The sequence below is a fragment of the Alicyclobacillus suci genome, from assembly GCF_017329615.1.
Classification (GTDB): domain Bacteria; phylum Bacillota; class Bacilli; order Alicyclobacillales; family Alicyclobacillaceae; genus Alicyclobacillus; species Alicyclobacillus suci.
On record NZ_JAFMTW010000154.1, the window covers coordinates 1 to 602 of the forward strand.

Consider the following 602-nt stretch of genomic DNA (forward strand, 5'->3'; position numbering starts at 1 on the left):
AACTAGAACATTTTTTCCCACGTACTGCCACGGCACAGAATACAGGCTGGCATTCCATGAGATTCGACAGTCGTTGAGGACCTTACGCAATGCGCTATACGCCAACAGATACCGATGTTTCGGCAGCCTCTGCAGTTTTTCGTCAGGGAACCGAGACTGTGGCTGCTCATGCGTTGTCCCATGGATGCGGATGTTGGCAACGGTATCTCTCCATATGACTGCCTGCTGATTGACATCTGCCAAGTCCACAAACGCGGTCGGCCAAAAGCTGTCGCGGATATAACGAATCGGGCGCTCAATTTTTCCTTTCGTACGACTGCGATAGGGTTTGCAGGCCTTGGGAACAAACCCATAATACTTGGCGAAATCCAAATAAGCCGGCTGCCATTCTACGTGCCCATGTCCGTCGTTAGACAGAACAAGTGGTGCACAGTTGTCACTGAGAATGGTCTTTGGCACCCCGTCAAAAAACTCAAGCGCATTGCGCAGGGCTTGTAGGATATGCAGTTGGTCTGACGCTTTGATAAACTCCAAGTAGAGCATCCGGGAGTAGGATAGAACCATGGCAAAACACCATAACGTGCGCCGATTCTCCTCGGCGT

The 602-nt window shown here is 51.0% G+C and carries 1 protein-coding gene; it reads right to left on the reverse strand.

What is annotated here, in order from left to right:
* Positions 1-602, reverse strand: a 602-nt coding sequence (locus J3482_RS20215) for a DDE-type integrase/transposase/recombinase (protein ID WP_206923090.1), incomplete at both ends; no start/stop codon positions are given.